At 38.2% G+C, this 21,423-nt stretch carries 21 protein-coding genes; 8 read left to right on the forward strand and 13 right to left on the reverse strand.

The genetic code is table 11. The features are described 5' to 3' along the window. The first annotated feature begins 45 nt into the window (after positions 1-45). Positions 46-579, forward strand: coding sequence for a DUF255 domain-containing protein (locus tag MWU78_RS18185; protein WP_247000402.1), 534 nt, complete (start codon positions 46-48; stop codon positions 577-579). A 118-nt stretch (positions 580-697) separates the two neighbouring features. On the opposite strand, the gene guaB is transcribed toward MWU78_RS18185, so the two are convergent. The 7 genes from guaB to MWU78_RS18220 all read right to left on the reverse strand — a co-directional run bounded on the left by guaB (position 698) and on the right by MWU78_RS18220 (position 6,707). Further along, positions 698-2,170 carry an IMP dehydrogenase gene (gene guaB / locus MWU78_RS18190; protein ID WP_247000405.1) on the reverse strand — a complete coding sequence of 491 codons (1,473 nt, stop codon included), beginning with the start codon at positions 2,168-2,170 and terminating at the stop codon, positions 698-700. A gap of 65 nt (positions 2,171-2,235) precedes the next feature. Then, positions 2,236-2,736, reverse strand: coding sequence for a hypothetical protein (locus MWU78_RS18195; protein ID WP_247000407.1), 501 nt, complete (start codon positions 2,734-2,736; stop codon positions 2,236-2,238). Continuing rightward, on the reverse strand, positions 2,736-3,272 hold the full coding sequence (locus MWU78_RS18200; protein WP_247000409.1) for an FMN-binding protein: 537 nt from the start codon (positions 3,270-3,272) through the stop codon (positions 2,736-2,738). The genes MWU78_RS18195 and MWU78_RS18200 overlap by 1 nt, the downstream gene beginning before the upstream one ends. Before the next feature lie 216 nt (positions 3,273-3,488). Beyond that, positions 3,489-4,667, reverse strand: a complete 1,179-nt coding sequence (locus MWU78_RS18205; RefSeq protein ID WP_247000411.1) for a hypothetical protein — start codon at positions 4,665-4,667, stop codon at positions 3,489-3,491. A 224-nt stretch (positions 4,668-4,891) separates the two neighbouring features. Next, positions 4,892-5,143 (reverse strand): hypothetical protein, encoded by a 252-nt coding sequence (locus tag MWU78_RS18210; RefSeq protein WP_247000413.1) that lies wholly within the window; start codon positions 5,141-5,143, stop codon positions 4,892-4,894. Positions 5,144-5,186: 43 nt separating this feature from the next. Then, on the reverse strand, positions 5,187-6,050 hold the full coding sequence (locus MWU78_RS18215; protein ID WP_247000416.1) for a hydroxymethylglutaryl-CoA lyase: 864 nt from the start codon (positions 6,048-6,050) through the stop codon (positions 5,187-5,189). 30 nt (positions 6,051-6,080) lie between these two features. Continuing rightward, on the reverse strand, positions 6,081-6,707 hold the full coding sequence (locus tag MWU78_RS18220) for a LysE family translocator (RefSeq protein ID WP_247000418.1): 627 nt from the start codon (positions 6,705-6,707) through the stop codon (positions 6,081-6,083). A gap of 141 nt (positions 6,708-6,848) precedes the next feature. Between MWU78_RS18220 and MWU78_RS18225 the strand changes: the two genes are divergently transcribed. After that, positions 6,849-7,274, forward strand: coding sequence for a Dabb family protein (locus MWU78_RS18225; protein WP_247000419.1), 426 nt, complete (start codon positions 6,849-6,851; stop codon positions 7,272-7,274). Positions 7,275-7,396: 122 nt separating this feature from the next. Here MWU78_RS18225 and MWU78_RS18230 read toward each other — a convergent pair whose 3' ends face one another. Together MWU78_RS18230 and MWU78_RS18235 are read right to left on the reverse strand one after the other, a co-directional pair. After that, on the reverse strand, positions 7,397-8,449 hold the full coding sequence (locus MWU78_RS18230; protein WP_247000421.1) for a quinone-dependent dihydroorotate dehydrogenase: 1,053 nt from the start codon (positions 8,447-8,449) through the stop codon (positions 7,397-7,399). Between the two features lie 82 nt (positions 8,450-8,531). Then, the gene (locus tag MWU78_RS18235; RefSeq protein WP_247000423.1) at positions 8,532-8,948 is read right to left on the reverse strand and encodes a hypothetical protein; all 417 of its coding nucleotides are present in this window, start codon (positions 8,946-8,948) and stop codon (positions 8,532-8,534) included. Between the two features lie 211 nt (positions 8,949-9,159). On the opposite strand from MWU78_RS18235, the gene pepT reads away from it, so the two are divergent. Next, positions 9,160-10,383 carry a peptidase T gene (gene pepT / locus MWU78_RS18240; RefSeq protein WP_247000425.1) on the forward strand — a complete coding sequence of 408 codons (1,224 nt, stop codon included), beginning with the start codon at positions 9,160-9,162 and terminating at the stop codon, positions 10,381-10,383. A gap of 58 nt (positions 10,384-10,441) precedes the next feature. Further along, positions 10,442-11,038 (forward strand): DUF1801 domain-containing protein, encoded by a 597-nt coding sequence (locus tag MWU78_RS18245; RefSeq protein WP_247000428.1) that lies wholly within the window; start codon positions 10,442-10,444, stop codon positions 11,036-11,038. Between the two features lie 110 nt (positions 11,039-11,148). Here the strand turns inward: MWU78_RS18245 and MWU78_RS18250 are convergent, their stop codons facing one another. Both MWU78_RS18250 and MWU78_RS18255 read right to left on the reverse strand, forming a co-directional pair. After that, positions 11,149-12,726, reverse strand: a complete 1,578-nt coding sequence (locus MWU78_RS18250; protein WP_247000430.1) for a VCBS repeat-containing protein — start codon at positions 12,724-12,726, stop codon at positions 11,149-11,151. A 172-nt stretch (positions 12,727-12,898) separates the two neighbouring features. After that, positions 12,899-14,716 carry an SLC13 family permease gene (locus MWU78_RS18255; protein WP_247000432.1) on the reverse strand — a complete coding sequence of 606 codons (1,818 nt, stop codon included), beginning with the start codon at positions 14,714-14,716 and terminating at the stop codon, positions 12,899-12,901. A 928-nt stretch (positions 14,717-15,644) separates the two neighbouring features. On the opposite strand from MWU78_RS18255, the gene MWU78_RS18260 reads away from it, so the two are divergent. After that, complete coding sequence (locus MWU78_RS18260; RefSeq protein WP_247000434.1) at positions 15,645-17,567, forward strand: DUF294 nucleotidyltransferase-like domain-containing protein; 1,923 nt, start codon at positions 15,645-15,647, stop codon at positions 17,565-17,567. After that, the gene (locus MWU78_RS18265; RefSeq protein ID WP_247000436.1) at positions 17,564-18,229 is read left to right on the forward strand and encodes a 3'-5' exonuclease; all 666 of its coding nucleotides are present in this window, start codon (positions 17,564-17,566) and stop codon (positions 18,227-18,229) included. The genes MWU78_RS18260 and MWU78_RS18265 overlap by 4 nt, the downstream gene beginning before the upstream one ends. On the opposite strand, the gene MWU78_RS18270 is transcribed toward MWU78_RS18265, so the two are convergent. Together MWU78_RS18270 and MWU78_RS18275 are read right to left on the reverse strand one after the other, a co-directional pair. Then, positions 18,230-19,186 (reverse strand): phosphoribosylaminoimidazolesuccinocarboxamide synthase, encoded by a 957-nt coding sequence (locus MWU78_RS18270; protein WP_247000438.1) that lies wholly within the window; start codon positions 19,184-19,186, stop codon positions 18,230-18,232. Between the two features lie 10 nt (positions 19,187-19,196). Then, entirely contained in the window at positions 19,197-20,150 is a 954-nt protein-coding gene (locus MWU78_RS18275) for a PhoH family protein (protein WP_247000440.1), read from the reverse strand. Positions 20,151-20,279: 129 nt separating this feature from the next. On the opposite strand from MWU78_RS18275, the gene MWU78_RS18280 reads away from it, so the two are divergent. After that, positions 20,280-21,110: an SAM-dependent chlorinase/fluorinase gene (locus MWU78_RS18280; protein ID WP_247000441.1), complete on the forward strand. Its 831-nt coding sequence runs from the start codon at positions 20,280-20,282 to the stop codon at positions 21,108-21,110. A 14-nt stretch (positions 21,111-21,124) separates the two neighbouring features. Next, complete coding sequence (locus tag MWU78_RS18285) at positions 21,125-21,421, forward strand: antibiotic biosynthesis monooxygenase family protein (RefSeq protein ID WP_247000443.1); 297 nt, start codon at positions 21,125-21,127, stop codon at positions 21,419-21,421. The last annotated feature ends 2 nt before the right edge of the window (positions 21,422-21,423 follow it).

The raw sequence follows: 21,423 nt of genomic DNA on the forward strand, positions 1-21,423 counted from the left end.
TTAGCTTTGTTAGAATTACTTGACTAAGTCATAAAAACGTAAAGCATGAAATTAGCTGCCAAATCATTTTCTAAATTAGCTATTCTTTTTGGATTGGCCATTCTTCCCTTAGGGAGTATGGCGCAGGAAGTAAAATGGCTGAGTTGGAGTGAAGCGGCAATACTGGCGGAAACAGAGAAAAATCCAAAGAAAATTTTTATAGATGTATACACCGATTGGTGTGGATGGTGTAAAAAAATGGACAAGGATACCTTTCAGAATCCAGAAGTAGCAGAATACATGGCCAAAAACTATTATATGGTTAAGCTGGACGGGGAAGGCAAGGATCCTATTGAGTTTAGAGGTAAGACCTTTAAATTTGTTCCCTCTGGCAGAAATGGTTACCACGAATTTGCTGCAGCTTTGATGCAAGGCAAAATGAGTTATCCTACCACCATATTTTTGGACGAGAAAATGAATATGCTTTCTCCCGTACCAGGTTATCAAAAGCCAATACCTTTCCTAAAAATAGCGAAATATTTTGGTGAAGACATCCACAAAGAGAAAGACTGGAATACGTATGACAGCGAAAGTAAGTAGGAACAGTTGACATAACTTAATGTACATAAAATAAAAAAAGACGGCTAGCCGTCTTTTTTTATTTATCTAGATCCTATTAAACTTCAGACCCCAATATCAATAAACCATAATTTTTTAATTATCTGCTATAGTTCGGAGATTCCTTGGTGATGGTTACATCATGGGGATGACTCTCATTAATTCCGCTTGCCGTAATCTTAACAAATCTACCTGTTTCCTTTAAGGTTTCAATGTCCTTTGCCCCGCAATACCCCATTCCTGCACGTAAACCACCGATAAACTGATGGATACTCTCATAAAGATCACCTTTATAGGGAACACGTCCTACAATTCCTTCTGGTACCAATTTTTTAATATCGTCCTCCACATCTTGGAAATATCGGTCCTTACTACCTTGTTTCATAGCCTCTACGGAACCCATTCCCCGATAGGATTTGAACTTACGTCCCTCATATATGATAGTCTCTCCAGGAGATTCCATTGTACCTGCCAACAAGGAACCCAACATTACCGTATCGGCTCCTGCAGCGATTGCCTTGGGTATATCTCCCGTATACCTAATTCCACCATCAGCTATAACTGGCACTCCACTTCCCTTAATGGCCGCAGCAACCTCCAATACAGCCGAAAATTGAGGAAAACCAACCCCTGCGACTACCCTAGTAGTACAAATTGAACCTGGACCTATTCCTACTTTTACAGCATCGGCTCCAGCCTCCACCAAATACTTGGCAGCTTCCGCAGTAGCAATATTACCTACAATAACTTCCAATTCAGGAAATCTCTTTTTTACTTCCTTTAAAACAGAGACAACACCTTTGGTATGACCATGTGCTGTATCTATTACAACAGCATCCACCCCAGCATTCACCAAAGCTTCAGCCCTATCAACAGCATCTCCCGTAACCCCTAAGGCAGCAGCAACGCGCAATCTGCCATATTGATCCTTATTTGCCATCGGCTTCTGGGTAAGTTTTGTAATATCCCTAAAGGTAATTAAGCCTACAAGCTTATAATCCTTGTCAACTACCGGTAATTTTTCAATTTTATTATCCTGTAATATGTCCTCAGCTTGTTCCAAGGAAGTCCCCTCGGATACAGTAACAAGGTTTTTGTAGGTCATTACTTCGGAAATGGGACGGTCATTATTTTTTTCGAACCGAAGATCTCTATTGGTTACTATTCCAATAAGCTTACCCTTGTCATCCACAATAGGTATCCCGCCAATACTGAATTCCTTCATATTTGCCTTGGCATCCCTTACCTTGGAATTTAAGGGTAAAGTAACCGGATCAATGATCATACCACTTTCCGCACGTTTTACCTTACGTACCTTCAGCGCCTGCTGTTCTATGGTCATGTTCTTATGCAACACACCTATACCACCTTCCTGTGCAATGGCAATGGCCATTCTGGATTCAGTTACGGTATCCATGGCCGCCGAAACAATGGGAACATTGATAGTAATGTTTCTAGTAAATTTTGTTTGAATATTGACTTCCCTAGGAAGTACTTCTGAAAAAGCTGGAACCAAAAGTACGTCATCGTACGTAAGACCTTCTCCAACAATTTTGTTTAGGTGAGCTTGCATAGCAATTAAAGATTAATTGCGTGCAAATATACTACATTTAAAGGAATTGGGTAATACTTATTTTGTTAATTGACTCTGACCGATTTTTGGCACAATTGATAAACCACCAATAGTGCCGCTATACTGAATGTAAGCGTCATTAAAAATCCTGAAAAAATAACCACATATTTCATCCACAGAATCCCGGACCACATTAAATAAATGCCTCCAAAAGTAAAAACAACGGAAAGAAAAGGCTCAATAGTTAGAAACATTTTTATTTTTTGCGGTAGTTTGGTAAGCCATACCAACCCCCCTAAAAGAAAAAATATAAGCGACATGGAAAGTATGTGGGTATGGATAATGGTAAGCATTTCCCGCTCTCCCTTTTTAAACTTCATGACCTCAGCATCTTCATCCTCCTCATTTCCCAAGTAATTTTCCTCAATACCCATTGGGGAGGAGGTGCTGGTTTCAGAAACAAACAAAAGACCGGTATAAAAGCCTATACTCAGCACTAGGACAAAAGTTGCTACAAACCATTTTACACCCTTGGGCAACTCCATTAAAAGACCATCATAACCCATTAAAGCAACTTTTTATCTTGAAGAATTCCTACGGTTTGCAATAGGTTATCCATTGAGGTGGTCATAGATCTTACCGAAATGGTTGCTCCCGAAATACCATCAATATTAGTTTCATGGTCTACCCTATCCTTACCGGTTTTTCCCGTAAACTGCTGCAACCATCTTTTGCTACCAATTTCTCCGCCATACTCTTCACGGTAAATTAAAATTTTGGAATGTATAACACTTAGGTTAGCATCGAATACTACCAAATAATCAAATTTAGCAGTTTTACTAGGGGCGTTATCTACGAAGATATAACCAGTTACCTCGGAGTCCTTTGTTAATTTAAAGAAATTATGTGCTGTTATCTTGGCCGGTAATTGGGCATTTAAGGATGCAGGAACATTTATTGGTTTCAAAGTAAAATCATTGGCCCCAAAAACCTTCTCTATTTCCTTGTCTACCTTCTTTTGTAACTTTTCAGGTATCCCAAAGCCCAATAACATTACAGCCAAAACAAGCACAAAACCCGTAATTTTCTTTCCTTGCATCATTGGACAAAAGTACTAATTTAGAATCATTTTTAATAATAATTTAAACTTGGAAGCAATAATTTCTCAGCAAAGTAGCATAAACAGCTTAAAGGCAACAACCAATTAGATCAGATAAAACGGAAAAACTCCAATAACAAACCTAAAACAGGTCCTTACTGGAGTTTATTTCCTATGGTACTTCTAATATTTTGGGACTTCTTTCAAATGGAAACGGTATTAGAACCAAACACCAATTCCAAAATTTAATCTGTCCTGAACTCCATCACCCTGCAATGCATTGTCCCTAAATTGGTAATCACCTTTTAAAACCACTCCAGGTGCTATATGATAACTTAAACCTGTAGTAACATCAGTTCTATCATAGGCTTCATTCTGTAATAAACTACCGGCCGTATCTGCGTGGGTGTTATAATTTTCATAACGTACAAAGGCAAACAATTTTTGCTCATTTCTACTGGGCAATAGGTTGTAAGCACCCTCAACATAATAACCTTGCATGGCACTTCCCAAATCCTTATTGGCCAGAGCATTATACTTATCCGTATCGGAAAGGGATGCATAAATAAACTGACCACGTGCCGTAAAACGCTGATAGGCATAACGTGCATCCAAACCTAACATGGAAATACCTATGTTGGCGCCATCCAAATTTTCAATATCGTCTGCAGCTTGGGTTTTACCAAAATAAGTTGAAAACCCTAGTCGCAATCCCGGGATTCCATAATAATCCAGTTTGGTAGCAAGGTTAGGACTATCCACGGTAGACTTAATTCCTTTTTGTCTTCCTCCGCGTAGTCCGTTTGATCCCTGCAAAAATCCAGAAATCCCTCCTTCACCGTCGGATTGGGTCGATTTAAAACCATTGAAAATATAGGCTTGGTAACCCAAAGAAAGGTTATTGAACCTTCCACTGACCCCAACACCCAATTCTCTCCAAGTGGTAGGTACAATTACATTGTCCATTTCGGGCCTCTCCGTACCATTAAAGGTAGTAGGCTCATGAAATTCATTGACAATACCCATGGGCACCAACATTAATCCACCTCTAAGGTTTACGTTGTTGGCAACATTGTAGTTAACAAAGGCCTGCTCAACATATATTTCCTCTACGTGCTCGACCTCCAATTCTGTAATAAATTGGGCCTTATCATTAAAACGATACCCAAGCAACAACACCAAACGTTGCACATCTAATTCCCCATTGTCACCCTCTGGCTGGTTGTACAGCATTTCGCCATATGCTCCAATGGTCACTGCCGAACCGTAATTCCCCGACAATAGTCTCTGGGCCGCATTCAGTTGCTTTTGTGGATCAAGAGTAATACTATCAGTGGCTGTCTGTGCCACTAAAAAAGTAGAAAAAAGGAATGTAAATAAGTAAAAATAATGTTTCATTGGTATGGTATTTTTATTTAGACTGATTGTAAATAATTAAAAATCGAGTGCAAATATAATAGCCCAAACCAAACTGACAAACTTTATTTAAACTAAATCTAAATAAATGTTAAATTTTAACATTATGTGGAACTAACAAATTGAAAAGGTCATGCCTTAAAACCATTAAACGTCCCTAATTCCATTGGAATACAAAGTATTTGCATTGCTCGGAACCATATCTCTTATGGCATGCGGAACATACGCTGGCAAGAAGTATAAGTCCCCTTCTTGTGTCCTAATAACCTGATTAACATCTCCATTTCGGTTTGCCCATTGAATACCAGAACGATTTCTGTAGCGTAATGGGTATGTGGTTCGTGGCTTTTGATGTCCGGATTTAAGGTGGTTACATGCATTTCATAATATGCGCACATGGCCGTAGGTCGGTGAAAGTAATTCCGAACACCTCCCTTATCGTGTTCAAAAAGATTCAAATTCCTAAAGTCAATTACCAAATTACCTCATAAGTCCGATGTATCAATACTTGCTAAACAGGTCCGTTGCTTTGTTAAATGCAGCTTCAAAAGCCATCCAATTAACATTGGTTTCCGCTTTGGCTGCTGTAAAATAGGACAGCATTTTTTCCGTTGGCATATTTCCGGTAAGTTCATCCTTTGCCATAGGACACCCACCAAAACCCTGTACCGCACCATCAAATCTGCGACACCCAGCTTTATAAGCGGCGTCTACCTTTTCATGCCATTTGGACGGAGTGGTATGTAAATGGGCACCGAATTCTATTTCCGGAAATTTAGGAATCAGATTAGAAAACAAATAGTTTATGACATCAGGGGTTGAAGAACCTACTGTATCCGAAAGCGACAATATTTTCACTCCCATTCCTGCCAATTTTGTTGTCCATTCCCCTACTACCTCAACACTCCATGGATCTCCATAAGGGTTACCAAACCCCATGGATATATAGGTAACCACTTCCTTGCCCGAGTCACCGGCAATACTCAAAATTTCTTCCAAGGTATCTACGGATTGGGCTATAGTCTTATGGGTATTCCGCATTTGAAAGTTTTCAGATATGGAGAAAGGATAACCCAAATAATCAATGGATTTATATTCGGAGGCATCCATTGCCCCCCTTACATTGGCTACGATAGCCAGTAGTTTACTTGAGGTCTTGGTCAGGTCCAATTGAGAAAGAACCTCGGCAGTATCCACCATTTGTGGAATGGCTCGAGGCGAAACAAAACTCCCAAAGTCTATGGTGTCGAACCCGCAATTCAGTAAGGATTGAATATATCTTACTTTTTTTTCAGTAGGAATAAAAGTCTTTATGCCTTGCATGGCATCTCTAGGACATTCGATTATTTTAATGGTATTGGACATTGCCTGGCTAAAACTTTTTCAAAATTACCATTATTTATCAGATAATAACAGATAAACACCAATACCCACAAAAACAATAATCTGAAGCCATTTTAGAATTTTACCCAATTGTTTATTTTCCCTGATATAATTGGAAATGGCACCTGAAAGAATGGCAATGGCACTAAAAATTGTAAATGAGACCACTATAAATATGCCTGCCAGGACATAGAATTGAACAACAATATTTATAGCATCACTAAATAAAAACCCTGGAAAGAAAGCCAAGAAAAAAATGGTGACCTTAGGGTTGAGTACATTCATTATAAAACCCTGTTTATAAAGAGCGCCCAATGATTTTTTAGCTACAGTTCCATTGGATATTTCCAGGTCGTCACTACTATTAAAAACTTTGAAAGCCAAATAAAACAGATAGATTGCGCCGAATAATTTTATTACAAAAAACAAATTCGGGTTTTGTCTTATTATGGCCGAAACACCAAATGCCAGTAAAGTTGCATGTACCAAACAGCCTGTCATTAGTCCCGCCACTGTGGCAACGCCATATTTTTTGCCATTGGTCATACTCTGTATCAAGACAAAAATATTATCCGGACCCGGAGATATAGCCAGAGCGGCTGTGGCCAATACAAATGTCAATAATACGTCGTAATCCAAATCTAGGTATTTTATATTTTATCAACAAAGGTTGGAAAATACCAATAATTTATCATCTTTTGACTAAATATAATGGGATAAATATGTTCCCAATAAATTATCGTTATCATACTTTTTTATATCTTCCACAAAAAATAATATATGAGACCAGTTTTTTACACCATCAGTCTATTGGCTGCAATATTACTAATGAGCTCGAACATTCCTAACACCAATAATTTTAAAGAGGATTCAAGTATGAACGATTCAAAAAAACAGGACAGCGTATTGCGCCATGTCGTGCTATTTAAATTTAAGGCAAACACTTCTAAAGCGGATATTGCAAAAGTAGAGGCCGCTTTTAGCGCCTTACCTTCCAAAATACCTCAAATAGTTGGTTATGAATGGGGAATTAACAATAGCCCAGAAGGATTGAACAAAGGACTTACGCATTGTTTTTTCCTGACCTTCCATAGTGAAGAAGATCGCGCCATATACCTTCCTCATCCAGACCACAAGGCCTTTGGTGCCGTACTTACCCCTCATTTGGAAGATGTTACGGTAGTAGATTATTGGACCAAACAATAAAAGTCTCAAAGGGTTAAAAAATAATAATCCTGCCAATGAGAGATAAAAAAAACAGGCTTATCCAAATACTGGATAAGCCTGTTTTTTTAGTGGCCATTCCGTACACTGATCCTTAATACAGCCTATCTTTTTCCACTATTCGCCTTTTTAATGATGGCTTTGTTGATTTTTTTGATTAGTGCAGGGCCTTCATAAATAAAACCTGTCCATAACTGGATCAGATCGGCCCCAGCATCCAATTTTTCAAGCGCATCCTCCGCGGAATGAATTCCTCCTACACCAATAATTGGAAACGCCATATTACTTTTTTGGGATAAAAACCGGATTACTTCCGTACTTCTTTTAGTAAGCGGTCTACCACTTAAGCCACCAGCTTCTTCCCTTAAAACTACACTGGATTTCAAATTGTCGCGGGCAATAGTTGTATTTGTGGCAATAACCCCGTCTATTGACGTATCCTTAACAATACCAATAATATCCATTAACTGATCATCCGTTAAATCGGGGGCAATTTTTAATAATATAGGCTTTTCCTTATTTTTTTTGGCATAGGCCAATTTGGTATTTTCCTTTTTCAACTCCTTTAATAAGGCCGTCAAAGGTTTCCTATCCTGAAGTTCCCTTAATCCTGGGGTGTTTGGTGAGCTTACATTCACCACAAAATAATCCACATGGTCAAAAAGGGCTTCAAAACAGATTAAATAATCATTTGCTGCCATGTCGTTAGGGGTTACTTTGTTCTTCCCTATATTACCCCCTATCAACACTCTATGGGTTTTTTTTAGATTTTCAACCGCATCCAAAACCCCCTTATTATTAAATCCCATTCTGTTAATAATGGCCTGATCTTCCTTAAGGCGAAACAAGCGTTTTTTAGGATTTCCATCTTGAGGTTTGGGCGTCAATGTTCCAATTTCAATAAATCCAAATCCAAAATCGGATAGTTCATTATACAGCTTGGCATCCTTATCGAAACCTGCTGCCAAACCGACAGGATTTTTAAATCTCAATCCAAATAATTCACGTTCCAAACGAGGGTCGTTGACCGAATATATGGACCTAAATATTCCAGAGAAGCCTATTCTGGAAAAAAAACGAAGGGCATTAAAAATTAAATGATGGACCTTTTCGGGATCTAATTGAAAAAGTATCGGGCGGACAATCAGCTTGTACATGAAAATTATTTTCCACAAAAATACAAACTACCTCCGCTAAACTATCCAATAAACCCGCTTTTTATTAAAATTTAAAATGGACTTATTCGGGTATAATCTCCAAAGGTCGTCTGGAAACTTCCTGGCAAAGTGAAACATACCTTTGGTACTGCTTTTCATTAAAGATCGCCAAAAGTTTATAGTCGTATTTTCCAAAAACTTGTTTCATTTTTTCCTCAATAACCTTGTACATGGCGCCCAATGCCGTTAAATCTTCAGGAGTACTTTGAGGGTGATTTTCAAAAAGATTTTTTCGCTCTTCATCCAATAATCCGGTTTCAATTTCCAGAGCGGCCTTAAACTCTTCCAATTTTGTTATTTGCTCCTCTTTAAGCTGAAAAATTTGAATGATCGTATCTGAATCAGTAGCTCCAATTCCCAAACTGCAATCTTTTTGGGCATGACCGGAAATCCAAAATCCGACTGAGAGTAATATTGATAAAAAAACCTTTATGTGCATAAGTCTTAATGCCTAATTAGAATACAAATATAAGTTAATAATCTAACCACCGGCGCTGCCCTTAAAAGGCAACATTGTTTTGGCAAAAACCAGCGGAAATCTAATTTTTTATACCTTCATAATTTAGGATGACCCCAGTAATGTGAGACTGTTGCCCTAGGAGTGCATAATAAAAAATAATAAACTGTACTTTTGATTAAAATTTTGTTTTATGCAGCATATTATAGACCGATTTATAAGTTACATTACCATAGACACCCAAAGCGACCCCAACTCCTCCACTACACCCAGTACGAAAAAACAATGGACGCTTGCCCGTAAATTAGTTGAAGAACTAAAACAAATAGGCATGCAAGACGTAGTCATTGATGACAAGGCCTACATTATGGCAACTTTGCCGAGTAATATAGAAAAAGAAGTGCCTACTATTGGGTTTATATCCCATTTTGATACTTCCCCTGATTTTACAGCTACCAACGTAAAACCACAAATAATCAAAAATTATGATGGTGGGGATATTGTTCTAAATAAAGCGGAAAATATAATACTCTCACCCAGTTATTTTGATGACCTATTGCAATACAAGGGCCATACCCTTATAACCACAGATGGCAAAACTTTGCTGGGTGCAGATGATAAAGCGGGAATCACAGAAATAGTTACGGCCATGGAACATTTAATAAATCATCCGGAAATTAAACATGGTAAGATTAGAGTGGGTTTTACGCCTGATGAAGAAATTGGTCGTGGGGCACACCATTTTGATGTTGCAGCATTTGGTGCGGATTGGGCCTACACCATGGACGGAAGCCAAATTGGAGAATTGGAATTTGAAAATTTCAATGCCGCTGGCGCCAAGGTAACCATTACTGGAAAAAGTGTGCATCCCGGCTATGCCAAAGGAAAAATGGTTAATGCCGTACTGATCGCGAACGATTTTATTTCTCAACTACCCGGACATGAAGTCCCGCAAAAAACTATTGGAAGGGAAGGCTTTTTTCATGTCCACCATATAAAAGGGGAAATTGAGCTAGCCGAAATTGAACTTATTATTCGTGACCACGACCTAAAAAAATTCCAACAACGCAAGGAGTTATTACAACACATTACAGAGAAATTAAATGCGGAATACGGGGATTTCGTTAAGATTGATATCAAAGACCAATATTTTAATATGCGTGAAAAAATTGAACCTGTAATGCATATTGTTGATATCGCCAAAGAGGCCATGGAAAGCTTAAATATTAAACCCATAATTAAACCCATACGTGGTGGCACCGACGGTTCACAATTGAGTTATATGGGCCTACCATGTCCCAACATTTTTGCAGGTGGACATAATTTTCATGGCAAATATGAGTATGTTCCCGTAGAAAGCATGCAGAAAGCTGTTGATGTTATCGTAAAAATTTGCGAACTTACAGCTGAAAGATAGCAACCTACATGTGCGCCGCTCCGATACAAATGTTTTAACTATCTACTGACACAAAAACATGAAAAATCAGGAAAAGATAGAAGCCTATTATTCAAAAGAACAGCCCTTCAAAGAAGGCATAGGACTTTTACGTGAATTGGCGCTTAAAACCGAACTTAATGAAACTTACAAATGGGGCATACCCGTTTATACTATAGATAATAAGAATGCACTGGGCATTCTGGCCTTTAAAAATCACTTCGGAATATGGTTCTATAATGGCGTCTTTTTAAAGGACCCAAAAGAAGTACTTGAAAATGCTCAAGAGGGTAAAACCAAAGCCATGAGACATTGGAAATTCACCTCAATATCGGACATAGACAAAGCGACCGTTTTGGCCTATTTTCAAGAGGCTATTGACAATCAAAAAAAGGGATTGGTGTTGGTTCCCGATAAGAACAAGCCGATTATAATACCGCCCTTGTTTAAAAAAGCTATGGACAGCAACAAAGCCATAAAAACGAATTTTGAAAGCTTAACGCCTTATAAACAAAGGGAATATTGTGAATATATTTCCGAAGCCAAACAAGAAAAAACAAAACTGTCCCGCTTGGATAAAAGTGTCGCGCTGCTACTCCAAGGCCTTGGGCTTCACGATAAATACAGGAAAGGGTAGACCGTTAACGGTAGTCAGTAGTCAGTAGTCAGTAGTCAGTAGTCAGTAGTCAGTAGTCAAAAAAATTAATTAGAATTAAATATTCCAATTATACCCTAATGAATAACGATTTATTTGGTGGTATTTTCCAGCACTATAATGGATGGTCCATTGGATAACCACTTTTGGCCCAAACCTGTTTTATCCCCCATAGGAAGAAAATAAACAAAAGACCCCAAGGCCAGATCAATATCCCCATCCCCATCCATGTCCTCTGCATCCATTACTATCCATCGTCCTCTGGTCGATTCTGGAAATGAGTAGTCCTCAAATTTCAAATCACCTTTATTTTCTAGATACACAAAACTCTCCTCAGGATAACTGGCATAGTCAGGGAAAAAAGATATTGCTGCAATATCCATATCCCCGTCCAAATCGTAATCACGAGGCATAGCTTTATAGGCCCCGTTTAATTGATAAAAATATGATTGTTTAAAATTTAAATTCCCATCATTCAAAAATATGTAAACACCGTGATAATCCTTTAATATGGGAGTTTTGTCGGCGTTATCCCCACATACATAAAGGATATCATCAAAACCATCATTATTAAAATCTACCAACTCCATATACTGGGAACCATTGAGGGGTAAAAAAGAAAGAAGTCTTCTAGTTGAAAACGACCCATCACCTTGATTTTGATAATAGAAAATACCTTCATCGCCCTGGGCCATTAACACAAAGATATCTGGAAATCCGTCTCCATTGATATCTTTTATTACTGCCTTGATGGCACCCGATCTGTTGTCCAATGGCCTCATAGTATATTTATCCCCCCCGAGGTTCTGGTACCAAACCAATTTTCCAGTCTCATTACCGTACTCACAGGCAACAATGTCCTCGCGCCCGTCGTTATTTAAATCCCCGAAGGCCATATTCACCGGTCTTTGCAAGTCTGGAATGACTTCCTTGGAAGTGTATGATTCCCCATTTCCCTTGGTAAATATTTTTAACAAAGATCCATCCGATACATCGTTGGGAAAAATATTTTTCCCTGCAGTTGTTAAATAAATGGTATCCGACTTTTGATAATAGTGGATGGGAGCCGTCTTAAGACCTAGAACAAAATCCTTTTCAAGATTTGGAGTCAGAAACGTAAGACTATTTATATTTCGTTTACTATCAGCAAATACCACTCCCCTATTTTCCGGAAGGATTTTAACCATGAAAGTAAGGGCTGGAATATGGGAATAGGCGGACTCCCTATATGTAAAATGCTTTAGGCCCATTTTAATTTTGTTGGCCCGTATTGGAGGCAAAATGGTATCCGGTGAGTTGCTTAGGTAATAATCTACTATTTTATCCCAATCTTCTTTTGCCAAAAGTGGTCTTTCAGGAAATATATTTGCTTGTTTTACCACTTCCCCACTTCTACCGGTATCAAACAGACTATCAGGTCGTACATTTTCCTTATAAATCCCCAATCGATGCCCCATGGCGGGGAGCACATCGTTTTTCCAACTCGACTTTGGCAACAATTCCGGATTCACAAAAAGATGGCAACTGGAGCAATGAATTTCGGCCAAACGGCTCCCCTTAAAGTTGGTGGCCTGAATTTCCTTGTATTCATCGGATTGCGAATCCTTCTTTTTTCCGGCACAGGAAAGTACTAGGCCAACAACTAGACACAAGGCAATAAATTGTTTCATATAATTTTCAATTATTAGGCATATCACGAAATATCACCATGAAGGAGACCTAATTCACGAAGATACTACAGTATCCTGAAGTTTAAGAAAAACTTCATTCACGCCATTAAAATATGAAAACTTAGCGGTTCCAACCTTATTGCATTTAATTCTTTAATACACCTAATAACTTCTATATCATTTTAGCCAAAAGTAATGTTGCCAAAATCCATAAAATAAGACTCAAAACACCTCCTATCAGCAAGAAATGTTTGAATTTATAATTCCCTATACCGTATATCAGGGTATTGGTCTGATAACCAACAGGTGTGAAAAAACTAAAATTCGCAGCGAACATGACTGCCAAAATAAAAGGTTTAAAATCCAGATTCAGACCATTGGCAACCGCAATAGCAATTGGGGTCATAATAATGGCCGTAGCATTATTGCTAACTACACCGCTCATTATCATGGTCACCAGAAATAAGGTCCCGATAATTATTATTTCAGATTGCCCAACCAAATAATCCAATAAATGTTCGGAAATCCAACTATCGGCTCCACTGTTATGCATTGCTATGCCCAAGGGAAGCATACCTGCCAGTAAAAAGAAAATTTGCCAATTTACCTTTTTGTAAACACTATCCAAATTTAAATTGTTGGTAAGTAACAGCAAACAAACACCTGTGAGCGCACTTACCATAATGGACAAAACTCCCGTGGCCGCTAAAATAACCACCAAAAAAAGAACTGCCAAGGAAAAATATTTTCCAAAAGGGGAATGGACTTTTGTAGAACCAAATTCCTGTAAAAGCACAACATTTTCCATCTGTTCCAAAGATTTTAAGTTTTCCTTACCCACGTCCACCAACAACCTATCTCCAGCCCTAAGGGCCAATTTCTCGGCACTGCTCCTCACTAAGCGTTCTCGCATGTTGGTCAGTTTCTTGCGTTTCTTAATGGCAATTGGCAATATATCCTGCTGCATATACCCCCTTAGGTTACCTAAGGTTTTGCCTAAAAGAGCTGCACCCTGTAGCATTAACAGTTCAACAAATACCCTTTCCTCCAACTTCGAGACCTTCTCATCTTGTTCCTCATTATGTGCAATATTCACCCAATAATTTTGTTCGTTGATTCCCAAGTTTTGGGATTCCTTTAGTTTGGACAAATTCTCTATATCGCACATTAACAGCAACTCATCATTTTCTTTGAGGGTAACATATTTTCCAGGTGAATTGTGTATCCTGTTGCCCCTTGTTAGTTTCAAAATGGAAATCTCAGGATTATTGAATAAAAAAGTATCCTCTATTTTTTTATTCACCAATCGTGATTCTCCTTTAATACGGATGCTGGTTATGTAATTGCCAACACTATAATCGTCCCCCAAATCCCGATTTTTACTCCATGGCAACCACCTAAGTGCTAAGGTGAGATATACAATTGCAACAGCTAAAAAAATGATGCCAATACCACTGAACTCAAAAAACCCAAGAGCCGGTGCCCCTAAATTCTTGGCAACGGAATTTACGATCAGGTTCGTTGACGTTCCCATTAAGGTACAGGACCCTCCCAGAATTCCTGCAAAGGAAATGGGCAATAATAATTTGGATTTTGAGATATTAAATCGCTCGGAAAGTTGATTTACTATTTTTATAAAAACAATGACCACGGCCGTAGTACTGATAAAAGCAGAAATACTTGCAGTAACGATCATAAAAATAGGGGCCATAAAAAACATGGGGAGCGATTTAAGTTTACCCAATCCTGAAGTGATCCATACAATAACCCCATTCTCCTCCATGGCAACGGCCAAAATCATTAATGCCAGAACTGCAATGGTAGCGCTATTGGAAAATCCACTTATGGCTTCTTCCGGGGTCACCAACCCCAATAATGTTAAAGAAACAATTATAAAAAAGGCAATCTTATCTACCGGAAAAATTTCCAGAGCAAATAATATTATGGTTATGAACAAAACCAAAAATACGAGACCCATATCCAGTGTCATCCCAGGGCAGTTAAGTTATTAATCGGCAATAAAAAACCTAGGTAACGTTGGCTTCCAACCATTAAAAACCCATGTTAAAAAGGCCGCTACTATAAAAATAAGGAGTTAAAAAAAAGTCTGCTATTCTATGCAAGAATTTCTACTATTTTCCGGCATTCTTCCATACATTTCACGCAGGAATTTGCGCAATCCTCACAATGCTTATGGTCGTACTGTCCACATTGTTCAGCACACCACTGGCATACATCAGCACACAGAGCACAATAATCTTTGGAAAAGTTACTCTCTGCCATTAAAAATTTTAGGGTGGCAGAACAAGACTCAATACATAATATACAACACAATGGACAGTCATTTTTACTCTCCATCCCAGCCATTTGTATAAGGCAATATTCACAATCCTGAATACATTTCCGACAGGCTTCAATTCCTTCCAAATAAACAGATTCCATAGTAGAACATTTATAATATTAATTAAAATTAGTCTTTTGGCACTTCAGAAGATTGCTTGAATAGACAATTGATGAACTCAAATGAATACGACAAATACCTCCCATAAAAAATAACCTAATTCGAATAATTGTAGTTGCTGATACAGGATTGGATAGGTATTTGCTTTAGGCCTATGATGATGTAGATGGTTAGGGCTTTCACTATTCCGTTTCAATCCGGCTCCGAACCTATTGGGCAATTCTATAATAACCTTCCCTTTTCCGATGTCTTATTAAAGAATATGTTATTCCCAATTTCCTATTGTATTCAGAATAGGCCAATAATTTCCATTTCTATTATATCTTTGTCCTGTACCCCGAACACAAAGGGTTGTTATAAGGTTTTTATTATTTAAAAATTCGAATATCCACACCCCTTTCTTTTGATGTAAAAAGTTTAAATTACCCCATAAAGGAATTTTAGTCCCTAAAGAATAATGAAGAATACCATTTCGCATAGAGTTGCCGATTTTCTAAAAAATTTCCCTCCGTTCAATGTCTTGGATCAAAAGGATCTTGAAACCCTTTCAGAAGAAATTACCATTATCTATAAGGAGAAGGATAATATTATATTTGCTGAGAACGACGAACCCCATCCATATTTCTATGTGGTAAACAAGGGGGCTGTTGCCCTAAAAAAAGGAACTGACAAGAGCATCATGGATATGTGTGATGAAGGGGATATTTTTGGTCTTAGACCTTTAATGGCCCAGGAGAATTACAAAATGACCGCAAAAGCTCATGAAGAGAGTATCTTATATGCCATTCCAATCAACATATTTAAACCATACGCCCAAAAAAATACGGCAGTGGGAAATTTTCTAATCGAAAGTTTTGCCTCCAACACAAGAAATCCATATTCAAAAAGTCATCGAGGGAAGTTGTATGATGAAGTACTGGACATAAATCCTGTTGGACCCAATTCCCAGATATTGGATTTACAGTCTGTACAGTATTCCAGAAAATTGGTAACCTGTACCGCAAATACTTCTGTAAAAACGATAGCGCGTAAAATGACCGAAAAAAATGTAGGCGCTATGTTGGTGGTAAAAGATAAGCTACCGATCGGCATCATAACGGACAAAGACCTGCGAAACAATATTGTAACCGGTAAATATCCCATAACCACTAAAGCTTCTGCTATTATGGTTTCGCCGGTAATCACTTATCACAAAAACTTGACCATAACCCAGGCACAGATGGCAATGATGAAAAGTAACATCAGTCATTTATGCATCACCAAAGATGGCACCCCCAACTCGAAGGCTATTGGAATATTATCCAAGCATGACGTTATGGTGGCCTTAGGTAACAATCCGGCCGTATTGATCAAAGCCATTAAAAGGTGCAAGAAAATAAAATCCATAAAACAGATTCGTAAAAGTATTACCCATCTCCTGCAGGACTATTTAGATCAAAATATTCCTATTAAATTGACAACTAAAATAATTTCGGAACTGAATGATGCCTGTGTTAAACAAATAATTAAAATTTCTTTGGAAGAAATGCCGTCAAAACCGCCGGTTAATTTTGCATGGCTTGCGCTTGGTAGCCAAGGACGGAGCGAGCAACTCTTACAAACCGATCAGGACAATGCCCTGGTCTTTGAAAATGTTCCGGAAGAAAAACTTATAAAAACAACGGCGTATTTTTTAGAATTGTCGAAACTCATAAATAAAGGTCTGTTTGATATAGGCTACGAATATTGTCCTGCTGAAATGATGGCCTCCAACCCAAATTGGTGCCTAAGCTTGGATGAATGGAAAAAAACCATTTCCCAATGGATAATTAATCCCGGGACGGATGAGGTGTTGTTGTCCTCTATATTTTTTGACTACAACATTACCTATGGCGATGTAAATTTAGTAAACGAATTATCCGAGCACATTTTTGAAGCCACCAAAAAATATCCCATTTTCTATTTGCATCTGGCAAGTGGTGCCTTGCAAAATCCTTCTCCCACAGGTTTCTTCAGACAACTACTGGTAGAGGAAGACGGGGAGCACAAAGATTCTTTCGATGTAAAAAGAAGAGCCCTAATGCCTTTGACCGATGCGGCAAGAGTATTGATTTTGTCCCATTCTGTAAAATCCATTAATAGTACCGCGGAGCGATTTGAAAAATTGGCGGAATTGGAACCCAACAACGAGGAAATCTTTATGGCCTGCTCCTACGCTACAAGAGCCCTGTTAAAGTTTAGGACCAAACAAGGACTGCTCCATAATGATTCAGGAAGATATATTGCCATTGATAAATTAACCAAGGAAGAAAAAATTAAACTAAAAAGAACTTTTAAAACTATTAAGGAAATACAAGAATTGGTAAGTATTAGATTTAAAGTTTCAAACCTATTGCGATGATAGATTTTTTCAAAAGAAAAGTACCCGACTATCCTGACTTTTGGTGGGAATATGAGAATAGTTTTAATGAAAAGCTATCAGATGACCTTAGCGTGGTAAGATTCGTGGTCCTGGATACAGAAACAACGGGTTTCGATTATTTAAACGATAGAATACTTTGTATTGGCGCGCTTAGTTTGGTAGATAAGAACATCGCATTGAACCAAAGTCTGGAACTGTTTTTAAAACAGGAACACTACAATGCCGAAACTGCTAAAATCCATGGAATCCTTAAAAATGGTGGCGCTTCCTGTATCAGCGAAATTGAGGCCTTGGAAAAACTTTTGAGGTACTTAAAAAATGCCGTAATCGTTGCCCACCACGCCATTTTTGATATTACTATGATCAACAGGGCTTTGGAAAGAAATGGCCTGCCCAAATTAAGGAACAAAGTACTTGACACTTCCAATCTTTATAAAAAAACCCTCCTCACCTCCAATGTGTTTAAAAAGAAAGAACACTATTCCCTGGATGAACTGGCCGAAAAGTTTGATATTTCCAAAAAAGATCGACACACAGCAATAGGCGATGCATACATCACCGCCATAGCCTTTTTAAAAATAAAAAGTCGATTAAAAGGTAAAGGTCAATTACGATTAAAAGACGTCTTGAAAATGGGATAATTATTTTAAGGACGATAGGTATCCCAAAACATTTTTCTCAATTCTTGACTGTATATCCGAAATGTCTGCCTTAATAAATTTTTCCCCTGTTATATTTTCATAGAGCTCAATATACCGTTCAGAGACAGTTTGAATATAGTCATCCGTCATTTCAGGAACGACCTGTCCTTCTAAACCTTGAAAATTATTACTTATCAGCCATTGGCGAACAAATTCCTTGGACAATTGCTTTTGGGTCTCTCCCCTATTCTGGCGATCCCCATAGCCTTCGGCATAGAAATAACGCGAAGAATCAGGAGTATGAATTTCATCAATTAGCACGATCTTCCCGTCCTTGGTCTTCCCAAATTCGTATTTAGTATCCACTAAGATCAGCCCCCTTTTAGCAGCTATTTCTGTTCCCCTTTGGAAGAGTGCTTTTGTATAGGCTTCAAGGATTAGGTAATCTTCCTCACTAACAATCCCTCTTTCTAAAATAGCTTCCCTAGAAATATCCTCATCATGGTCTCCCATTTCGGCCTTGGTAGCAGGGGTAATGATTGGGGAAGGAAACTTGTCATTTTCCTTCATTCCATTAGGCATGGCAACTCCACACAGCATTCTTTTCCCAAGCTTGTATTCCCTTGCGGCGTGTCCTGATAAGTAACCTCTAATTACCATTTCCACCTTGAAGGGCTCACATGCAAAACCAACTGCAACATTGGGATCAGGGGTGGCCATTAACCAGTTGGGGACTATATCGGCAGTATCCGCCATCATCTTGGTGGCAATTTGGTTAAGAATTTGCCCTTTGTAGGGAATCCCTTTTGGCATTACCACATCAAAGGCAGATAACCTATCTGTAGCCACCATTACCAAAATATCATTTTCAAGATGATATACTTCCCTAACCTTTCCTTTGTAAAGGCTCTTTTGTCCTGGAAAATGAAAATTTGTATCAATTATCGTATTACTCATTCTGCAACTATCAATTATTATGCTCAATTCCTTTATAGGCCTCTATAACCTTTTTAACCAGTTTATGTCTAATTACATCCTTATCGTCCAAATAAATAATCTCTATACCTTCAACGTTTTGCAGTACCAAAAGGGCTTCTTTCAATCCAGATATCAAACGTCTGGGCAAATCAATTTGTCCTGGATCCCCGTTGATTAAAAATTTTGCATTTTTTCCCATTCTCGTCAGAAACATCTTCATCTGGGCATGGGTAGTGTTCTGGGCTTCATCCAAAATTACAAATGCATTGTCCAAAGTTCTTCCTCTCATAAAGGCCATAGGAGCAATCTGTATGGTGCCATTTTCCAAATAATGGACCAACTTCTCTGGCGCGATCATATCCCTTAAGGCATCGTATAAAGGTTGCATATAGGGGTCGAGCTTTTCCTTAAGATCGCCAGGTAGAAAACCTAAATTTTCACCTGCCTCAACGGCCGGTCTTGTCAAAATAATGCGTTTTACCTGCTTTTCCTTCAAAGCCTTTACGGCCAATGCCACCCCCGTATATGTTTTACCGGTACCTGCAGGTCCAACGGCAAAAACCATATCACTATTCCTGGCTGCATCTACAAGTCTTCGCTGGTTTACTGTTTGGGCCCTTATTAATCTTCCACTTACACCATGGACCAAAACTTCCCCGCTAATTTCGGAGGATTGAATCTCTTCTTGACCATTGCTGGCCAAAAGTCGCTCAATACTATTTTCATCCAATTTATTATACTTGGCGTAGTGGGAGGTTAGAAGATCGAACCTTCGGTCGAATTCGTCCAATAGATCCTCATCCCCATAAACCTTTATTTTGTTACCCCGGGCAACAATTTTAAGCTTGGGAAAGTGTTTTTTTAATAAATCTATATTCTCATTATTCTGTCCAAAAAATTCCCTTGGGCTAATGTCTGTAAGTTCTATTATAAGTTCGTTCAAAGAAGAGAGGTGTTATTAGGTTTAGATATGAAATATATATTTTGCTTCGCTAATTTTTTGTGTAATTTTGTTTAACAAACTTAAGTAAAAAAACAACTTACCAACTCAAAAACATATCAACAGTCCTCTATGGCTATAATTACATTAACTACTGATTTTGGATATAAAGATCATTTTGTAGGCGCCATAAAAGGTACAATTTACAAAGAATTGTCGGACGCAAAAATTGTTGATATTTCACATTCCATTGCGCCTTTCAACATTCAGGAATGCGCATATATATTAAAAAACTCCTATAAAAATTTCCCAGATGGCAGCATTCATATTGTTGGAGTAGATTCTGAATTGTCCCCAGAAAACCAACATATAGCAGTTTTGGTGGACAACCACTATTTTATAATGGCCAACAACGGGGTAATAGGGCTCATAATTTCTGAAATAGTACCAGAAAAAGTGGTGGAAATTCAATTGCCGAATAGTATAGATAGTTCCTTTCCCGAAATGGATGTTTTTGTTAAGGCGGCAAGCCATATAGCACGCGGGGGGAAACTTGAAGTAATAGGAAGGCCTTTTAAGGATCTAAAAGACCTAAGGGAATTCAATCCTAGAATTTCCGATAACAAAACGACCATTTCGGGCAGTGTAATATATATTGACAACTATGGCAATGTGGTTACCAACATTCAACAGAGCATTTTCAAGGCTGTTGGCAAGGGTAGAACCTTTGAACTGCAGGCCCGAAACAAGAAAATACGGGAAATCCATAATAAATACGGGGACATCATAAATTACAATCTGGATAAGAGTCAACGTAAATCTCCTGGAGAGTTGCTGGCACTTTTTAACTCATCCGGGTATTTGGAAATTGCTATCTACAAAAGTGACCTTAATACCGTTGGAGGCGCCTCTACCTTATTAGGTCTGGATTATCGGGATACGGTAATGATTAATTTTGCCTAAAAGAGAATTAACAAATGTTGGTAAGAATTGTAAAATTAACTTTCAAAAAGGAAAATATTGCTAGTTTTGAAGCCATCTTTGAAAAAAACAAAAGGAAAATCAGACAGGTAGAAGGTTGTACTTTCCTGGAATTGTTACAGAGCAAGGAAGAGGATAATATATATTTCACTTATAGTTATTGGAACAGCACTGCCGATCTGGAAAACTATAGAAATTCGGAATTTTTCAAGTCCGTCTGGAAAAAGACAAAACTATTATTTGAGGAAAAACCAGAAGCCTGGAGCCTTATAAAGAAGGAAACCGTTAATTAATT

The organism is Arenibacter sp. F26102, assembly GCF_023015865.1.
Classification (GTDB): domain Bacteria; phylum Bacteroidota; class Bacteroidia; order Flavobacteriales; family Flavobacteriaceae; genus Arenibacter.

What these genes read in the sequence shown, in the direction of transcription:
- MWU78_RS18245 (WP_247000428.1), top strand. Translation starts at nt 10,442, where the DNA reads ATGAAAAATCAGGAAAAGATAGAAGCCTATTATTCAAAAGAACAGCCC.
- MWU78_RS18280 (WP_247000441.1), top strand. Translation starts at nt 20,280, where the DNA reads ATGGCTATAATTACATTAACTACTGATTTTGGATATAAAGATCATTTT.
- MWU78_RS18285 (WP_247000443.1), top strand. Translation starts at nt 21,125, where the DNA reads ATGTTGGTAAGAATTGTAAAATTAACTTTCAAAAAGGAAAATATTGCT.
- MWU78_RS18225 (WP_247000419.1), top strand. Translation starts at nt 6,849, where the DNA reads ATGAGACCAGTTTTTTACACCATCAGTCTATTGGCTGCAATATTACTA.
- MWU78_RS18250 (WP_247000430.1), bottom strand. Translation starts at nt 12,726, where the DNA reads ATGAAACAATTTATTGCCTTGTGTCTAGTTGTTGGCCTAGTACTTTCC.
- MWU78_RS18270 (WP_247000438.1), bottom strand. Translation starts at nt 19,186, where the DNA reads ATGAGTAATACGATAATTGATACAAATTTTCATTTTCCAGGACAAAAG.
- MWU78_RS18200 (WP_247000409.1), bottom strand. Translation starts at nt 3,272, where the DNA reads ATGATGCAAGGAAAGAAAATTACGGGTTTTGTGCTTGTTTTGGCTGTA.
- MWU78_RS18195 (WP_247000407.1), bottom strand. Translation starts at nt 2,736, where the DNA reads ATGGGTTATGATGGTCTTTTAATGGAGTTGCCCAAGGGTGTAAAATGG.
- pepT (WP_247000425.1), top strand. Translation starts at nt 9,160, where the DNA reads ATGCAGCATATTATAGACCGATTTATAAGTTACATTACCATAGACACC.
- MWU78_RS18215 (WP_247000416.1), bottom strand. Translation starts at nt 6,050, where the DNA reads ATGTCCAATACCATTAAAATAATCGAATGTCCTAGAGATGCCATGCAA.
- MWU78_RS18235 (WP_247000423.1), bottom strand. Translation starts at nt 8,948, where the DNA reads ATGCACATAAAGGTTTTTTTATCAATATTACTCTCAGTCGGATTTTGG.
- MWU78_RS18255 (WP_247000432.1), bottom strand. Translation starts at nt 14,716, where the DNA reads ATGACACTGGATATGGGTCTCGTATTTTTGGTTTTGTTCATAACCATA.
- MWU78_RS18185 (WP_247000402.1), top strand. Translation starts at nt 46, where the DNA reads ATGAAATTAGCTGCCAAATCATTTTCTAAATTAGCTATTCTTTTTGGA.
- MWU78_RS18260 (WP_247000434.1), top strand. Translation starts at nt 15,645, where the DNA reads ATGAAGAATACCATTTCGCATAGAGTTGCCGATTTTCTAAAAAATTTC.
- MWU78_RS18265 (WP_247000436.1), top strand. Translation starts at nt 17,564, where the DNA reads ATGATAGATTTTTTCAAAAGAAAAGTACCCGACTATCCTGACTTTTGG.
- MWU78_RS18230 (WP_247000421.1), bottom strand. Translation starts at nt 8,449, where the DNA reads ATGTACAAGCTGATTGTCCGCCCGATACTTTTTCAATTAGATCCCGAA.
- guaB (WP_247000405.1), bottom strand. Translation starts at nt 2,170, where the DNA reads ATGCAAGCTCACCTAAACAAAATTGTTGGAGAAGGTCTTACGTACGAT.
- MWU78_RS18205 (WP_247000411.1), bottom strand. Translation starts at nt 4,667, where the DNA reads ATGAAACATTATTTTTACTTATTTACATTCCTTTTTTCTACTTTTTTA.